Consider the following 6,544-nt stretch of genomic DNA (forward strand, 5'->3'; position numbering starts at 1 on the left):
ATTTGTCGAACACACCTTCAAACTTGCTGGTCTTCGCCAATTTTTCGACTGTGATATTGTACTGCCCGTTGGAAGCACCCGCTTTACTCTCCATCTTGAGCACAGGATTATCTTTGTCCTGGGTAATAGAGATGGCTCGCTTGTTGAAGGCATCATCCTTGGACATCGCCTGTAGCGTGGTCACGAAGGAGGCAATAGCGGATTTCAGCTGCCCAACCCCGGAGAGTGTGATCTGAGTATTGGTCTTCTTGGTGGTGATGGGCTGCAACAGCTGTGCCTTTTTGGCATTGACACTGGCAGCAATCACCGACTCCAAGTCCAGTTGTGAACCTGCACCTGCAGAAGTAATCGTGGTCATTCTCACTCTCCTCGTAATACTTGCGTATTAGATCTCTTTATCGAGCAACAGCCCGACTCGTGAACCTGCGCCGGCCGCATCGCCTTCGCGCAGATCCTTGATCCGTTTGCTGATGGCCAGCAACTCTTCGCTGGGTATCTGGCGAATCATAGATTTGGTTTCGGCATCCATCACCTTGATGACTACCTGTTCGAGATCCTTCTCAACACTGAAATTGACTGTCCAGCCCTGTAACTTACTGAACTCCTGCAAGTTTTGAACCTCTTTTTCAACATCAATCTCAGAGGTGTCCTGCTTGCTGTTTTTTTCTTCGGCTTTGACCTCTTGCTGTTTTTCCACATCCTGTGCCGTCACCCGCTGCTCTTCTGTCGTGCCAGATAGCACTTGAGCGGCCGATTGGCCGCTCTTGCTACTTGACTGAAGAGAAGAAGGAGTGACCGATGACTGGATTCCAATTTCATTGGCCATATCGTCGCTCCTCTTTCTATCTCATCACAGTCTGTCTGTTAACCCAGCAGGGACAAGGCAGATTGCGGTCTTTGGTTAGCTTGCGCCAAGATGCTTGAGGCGGCCTGTTGCAGGATATTTTGCTTGGTCAGGTTAGCCGTTTCAGTTGCGAAGTCCGCGTCACGAATACGCGAGCGTGCTGCACTCAGGTTCTCGGAAACGTTGGACTGGTTGCGAATGGTCGAATCAAACCGGTTCTGCACCGCACCCAGCTCTGCCCGCTTGCTGTCAACTGCCTTGATCATGAAATCAAGGTTAGCCATAGCGGTCTGGGCATCCTTAGCAGTACTGATGCTGCTTACACTGGTGGAAGTCACGGCCGTAGTGTTCTTGGTCACAGTGTAGGGTTCACCGGACGTAGTGGTCGTTACGGTAGCACTGCCCCTAGTTGATGACGCAATACCGCTAATGGTGAAGGCAGATGTCATCTTGAAGGTTATGGTCTGGCCAGCATCGGCACCGACCTGGAAGGATCCTCTGTAGCTGCCATCCAGCAGTTTTTGACCACCAAAGGAAGTATCGGTGGAGATACGGTCGATCTCTGTGGTCAGCTGATCGAACTCTTGCTGCAACGCAGTACGGTCGTCAGTGTTGTTGGAGCCGTTGGCCGATTGCTGGGCCAAAGTACGCATACGCTGCAACATGGAGGTGACTTCATCCATGGCACCTTCAGCAGTCTGAGCAACAGAGATACCATCGTTGGCGTTGCGGTTACCTTGATCCAAACCATTGACTTGCGAGGTCAAACGGTTGGAGATCTGCAGACCGGCGGCATCATCCTTGGCGGTATTGATACGCAGACCGGAGGCCAGTCTGGTATAAGACGTATCCAGAGACTTGTTGGTGTTCATCAGGTTACGCTGGGCGTTCAGTGATGAAGTATTGGTGTTGATGTACATGGCCATAAAAAATTCTCCCGAAGAACATGCGACTGCGGGTTGCGCCGCCAAAGCGACGTCCCACCGTTAGAAGAGCAGGTTGAACATGCCTTTCTCTTCTGGCGGGTGTCTGTTTGAACGAACAGGCCACCCGCAGTAGTGCAAACGTTGGATTCCGAACACCCCTCGATTGCTTCACTTTATTTAACGGCCGCATGAACACAAGCTTTAGGAAAATAATTGCCGAAGGCGGCAAGTTTTATCCGGCCAGCGGCAAATCACAGGCATCAGAAAACTCGCCATGTGACATCAGTCACCATGAGGACTAACACATAGGAAAGGTTGATTTTGGCACGGTTTGTGCTTTGATTATGACGGAGTGGCGTCAATTTGACGGCACAATAAAAAGAGGCCGGAAAATCCGGCCTAAAATGAGCATACGCTCAGGAGAATACGACCAAGAGTGACAGAACTGAACAGCTGGACAACACTTGGCACTACTAATAGAGAATTTATTCTCTCCCGATAGAACAGAGTGCAAACCCGAACACCCCTTTGTTCCATCTCTTGACCAGGGCGGCCTGAACAACCGCCCTGTTTTCTTTTATCAGCCCTGCAGCAGCGAGAGTGCAGACTGAGGACGCTGGTTTGCTTGTGACAATATGGTCGATGCAGCCTGTTGCAGAATGTTCTGCTTGGTCAGGTTAGCGGTTTCTGTCGCGAAATCTGCATCACGGATCCGTGAGCGGGCAGCACTGACATTTTCGGAAACGTTCGCCTGGTTGCGAATGGTCGAGTCGAAACGGTTTTGCACCGCACCCAGCTCGGCACGCTTACTGTCCACTACCTTGATCATGTAATCCAGGTTGGCCATGGCCGACTGGGCGGAGCTTGCCGCAGTAATAGTCGACATGCTGGTGGAGCTAACCGGGGTACCTGCCGTCCTGGTAACAGTATAAGGCTCACCCGAGGTAGTGGTTGTTACAGTCGCACTGCCGCTGGTCGCTGAAGCCATGCCCGAGATGGTAAAAGCCGTGGTCATCCGGAAGGTAATGGTCTGACCTGCATCAGCACCGACCTGGAAGGAGCCAACATAACCGCCTTTGAGCAGGTTCTGTCCACCGAAGGTGGTGTCTTTGGCCACCCGATCGATCTCAGTCATCAGCTGGGTGTACTCTTGCTGCAACGCAGTACGGTCATCAGTGTTGTTTGAGCCGTTGGCGGATTGCTGAGCCAGGGTACGCATACGTTGCAGCATGGAGGTAACTTCATCCATGGCGCCTTCAGCGGTCTGGGCAACGGATATACCATCGTTGGCGTTACGGTTACCTTGATCCAGCCCGTTGATCTGGGAGGTCAAACGGTTGGCTATTTGTAAACCGGCGGCATCATCTTTTGCGCTGTTGATGCGCAGACCAGATGCCAAGCGAGTGTAGGATGTATCCAGCGATTTGTTGGTGTTCATCAGGTTACGCTGAGCGTTGAGCGATGAAACGTTCGTATTGATATAAAGACCCATGACCATTCTCCTAAGCTATTAAATTTAATATCTAATTCGCTCGAACTTTATTGTCTTTCATGTCCGATGCGTCTTATTTAACGGCTTCTTTTTCGATGTCTTTAGCATTATTTTTAACGCTTCATCGCATTAACGCCGCTTACCCTATTTATCGGCACACTCTCGCAGGACTTAAGCGATTTAATTCAAAAAATGCCCCTTATCAGCGGGATGCAGGCATAGACGGAGGATAATGAGAAGCCCCCCTTGCCAGCTTCGGCTACCGCCTCAAGCCAGTAGCCACTTCCCCTCTGCTCACCCCGTATCCCGCCTGAAAAAACTGGGTCTGGCTCCCATTTTTGCAGGCCGCCATTGGTCAGATGCTGGCCCAGCCCCTAAAATCGCGGCCCCATCAACAATTGGACGTGAGTTGTTCTCCATGCAGACACTGGTTGAGCAGATTGTTTACATCAGCGACATGTTTGGTACTGCGGTATTCGCGTTTTCGGGCGTGCTGGTTGCGGGGCGGCTCAGGATGGATGGCTTCGGCGTCATGGTGCTAGCTGCGGTGACCGCCATCGGCGGCGGCACCATACGTGACATGATCCTGGGGGCCACCCCGGTATTCTGGGTGCGCGACCCCCTCTACATCTGGGTCGTCATCGCCACAGCGCTGGTCGGTATGTGGATGGTCAAGCTGCCCCGTCGCATGCCCTGGTATGTGCTGCCGGTGGCAGACGCCTTCGGGCTGGCCCTCTTCACCGTGATCGGCACCCAGAAGGCCCTCAACTTTGGTTCCCCCGGTCTAATTGCCGTGATCATGGGAACCATGACAGGGGTGGCCGGTGGCATGATCCGGGATGTCTTGGCCCGGGAAGTACCCATGGTGCTGCAAAAAGAGATCTATGCCACCGCCTGCATCCTGGGAGGCATCCTCTATACCCTGGCGCTTGAGGTCAATATGGACAGGGTCACCGCCATGCTCATCTGCATGACGGCCGTGTTTGGTTTACGGGTTGCCGCCATCTACTGGCACCTGTCACTGCCCACCTTCTCGTTGCAACGCCATTGATATCCAGGCTGGGGCGCTATGTCGCACTCCCGGCCGAGTTACGTTGAACCAAGCAAGCTTTTCTGTTGTCATACGATCCAGTCGTTGTAAGCCGGAATCCCTCATGCAAAAACTTGGGCTCATCACTTCCCTGTTACTGATGAATGTGGCAACGGCGCAAGCCGATGCACAGATACTGTTCGGACGACTGGCTTCTACCCCGGTACAGCAGTTCAACCTGCAGATCCGCCAGGCAAACACTGCCCAGCAAACCTGGGTCAACGATTATCGTGAAGTGGCGCTACGTTTTGTCGGCCACAGCGACATACCCAGTCGTATCCAGGCACAACAACTGGACAACGATCTGGTGCTCTCGGTGGCCCTCGATGGCAACAAGAGCGACATGATCTACATCCTGACCCTGTTTCGCAGCAACAACCTGTGGCAGATGCGGCAAGCCGAAATGGGCTGGCGCTGTCAGGGGCAATCGACCTTTACACCCGTCCCCTGCCCCTGAGCCGCGTGCGACGTCAGGACGCCATCAGAGTGACATAAAAAAATCCGGCACATTGGCCGGATTTTTTTATGGGAAGCACGTGCTGTTACGGGCGGTATACCTTGACGTTGTCAAAGCCCTTCTCTTTCAGATAGAGCGCCTGCAGTTTGCTCATCACGCCGCGATCGCAGTAGAGCAGATAGGTCTTCTCCCCGGGCAGATCACCAAAGGCGGTGGCCAGCTTGAAGAAAGGAAGGTGCAGCACCTCACGTCCTTCCACAACCAGCGGCTTCTCGTCTCGCTCATCACTGGAGCGGATATCCAGGATCACCTCGTCAGCGCCCAGCACTTGAGTCGTTTCGACCTCTTGCACTTCAGCTGCGGTCTCTTCACCAATGCGGCGGATATCGAGGTAACGGGCCTCGGACACCACCTTGTCCAGGATGGCGAAGTCGAAGTTGGCCTCTTCCGCCTCGATGTTGGACAGCACAGCCTTGATGGTTGGCTTCTTGGAGATGACGCCGCAATACTCCGGCATGGTCTCGGCAAACTCCAGCGTGCCGATACGGCGGGCTTCACTGATGATGTCCGGCTTGTCCCAGGTGATGAGCGGGCGCAGGATCACCTTGTCGGTCACCCGATCGATGACGTTCAGGTTGGTCAGAGTCTGGCTGGACACCTGACCCACGCACTCGCCTGTCACCAGTGCCGGGATCTGGAAGTAGTCGGCCACATGACCGGCGGCACGCATCATCATACGCTTGAGCACCACCCCCATCTGACCGTTATCCACCTTCTCCAAAATCTCGGCGACCACGGGTTCAAAGTCGATGGCGGTGAAGCGCACCTTGTGGGAAGCGCCAAACTTGTTCCACAGGTAATAGGCCACCTGCTTGACACCGATCTCGTGGGCTGCACCGCCAAGGTTGAAGAAGCAGTAGTGCACCCGGCAACCGCGCTTGATGAACTGGTAGGAGGCGACACCCGAGTCGAAGCCACCGGAGAGCAGGCTCAGCACATCTTCCTGGGTCGCCATGGGGAAGCCCCCCATGCCGTGGTGGACGGCGCTGATGATGTAGAGCTCGTCATTTTCCACTTCCAGGTTGACCTGGATGTCAGGCTTTTTCAGGCGCACACCGGCGGTTTCGCAATGCTGGTTAAGGCCTCCCCCTACATAACGCTCCAGCTCCAGCGAGCTGAAGTCGTGCTTGCCGACACGGCGGGCACGCACGCAGAAGGTCTTGCCTTTCAGGCGATCGCCCCAGACGGCACGGGTCTGCTCGAAGATATCGTGCAGGTCGGTGAAGTTGCTCAGTTTCACTTCGAGGAAGTACTGGATGCCAGGAATACAGCTGAGCGTCTCCAGATACTGGGCGTGGAACTGATCGTTGCGAGAGCTCACTACCAGCTTGTCCCAATCCATCCGTACGCGGGCGTCTTCGTCGAAGCGGCGCAACACGTTGCGAATGTTGCCCTGCAACATTTTGGTGAAGCGCTGGCGAACTGACTTGCTCTTGATGGTGATTTCCGGGAACAGCTTGATAATGAACTTCATGGTTTTGACTCGGGTGGCCTTGATTTAAGGGCGCGAATTATATCAGAACTTTGTAGCCAGCGCCTACTGGATGCACGTTTACTCACATTCCCTCATGCAACGTTTGCGACGCGGCGGCAATCTTGCGTATATTCCCAAACCTGCGCCCTGGCCACCCCCCTGACAACAGACAGATTCGATGAAGACCTTTATCTACTACCC

At 54.0% G+C, this 6,544-nt stretch carries 7 protein-coding genes; 2 read left to right on the plus strand and 5 right to left on the minus strand.

Annotated elements, in window-relative coordinates:
• The 4 genes from AAC083_RS19005 to flaA all read right to left on the minus strand — a co-directional run.
• On the minus strand, nt 1-358 hold a 358-nt coding region (locus AAC083_RS19005), incomplete at its 3' end, for a flagellar cap protein FliD N-terminal domain-containing protein (RefSeq protein ID WP_308810982.1).
• 27 nt (nt 359-385) lie between these two features.
• On the minus strand, nt 386-826 hold the full coding sequence (locus AAC083_RS19010) for a flagellar protein FlaG (protein ID WP_108535518.1): 441 nt from the start codon (nt 824-826) through the stop codon (nt 386-388).
• A 38-nt stretch (nt 827-864) separates the two neighbouring features.
• Nucleotides 865-1,770, minus strand: a complete 906-nt coding sequence (gene flaB / locus AAC083_RS19015) for a flagellin B (protein WP_108535519.1) — start codon at nt 1,768-1,770, stop codon at nt 865-867.
• Nucleotides 1,771-2,350: 580 nt separating this feature from the next.
• The gene (flaA, locus tag AAC083_RS19020; RefSeq protein WP_108535520.1) at nt 2,351-3,262 is read right to left on the minus strand and encodes a flagellin A; all 912 of its coding nucleotides are present in this window, start codon (nt 3,260-3,262) and stop codon (nt 2,351-2,353) included.
• Nucleotides 3,263-3,680: 418 nt separating this feature from the next.
• Between flaA and AAC083_RS19025 the strand changes: the two genes are divergently transcribed.
• Together AAC083_RS19025 and AAC083_RS19030 are read left to right on the plus strand one after the other, a co-directional pair.
• Nucleotides 3,681-4,313, plus strand: a complete 633-nt coding sequence (locus AAC083_RS19025; RefSeq protein ID WP_108535521.1) for a trimeric intracellular cation channel family protein — start codon at nt 3,681-3,683, stop codon at nt 4,311-4,313.
• A 103-nt stretch (nt 4,314-4,416) separates the two neighbouring features.
• Complete coding sequence (locus AAC083_RS19030; protein WP_042034480.1) at nt 4,417-4,809, plus strand: hypothetical protein; 393 nt, start codon at nt 4,417-4,419, stop codon at nt 4,807-4,809.
• 85 nt (nt 4,810-4,894) lie between these two features.
• Here AAC083_RS19030 and thiI read toward each other — a convergent pair whose 3' ends face one another.
• Nucleotides 4,895-6,343 (minus strand): tRNA uracil 4-sulfurtransferase ThiI, encoded by a 1,449-nt coding sequence (gene thiI / locus AAC083_RS19035; RefSeq protein ID WP_108535522.1) that lies wholly within the window; start codon nt 6,341-6,343, stop codon nt 4,895-4,897.
• Between the last annotated feature and the right edge of the window lie 201 nt (nt 6,344-6,544).

Source organism: Aeromonas sp. HMWF014, assembly GCF_963878295.1.
Classification (GTDB): Bacteria; Pseudomonadota; Gammaproteobacteria; order Enterobacterales; family Aeromonadaceae; genus Aeromonas; species Aeromonas popoffii.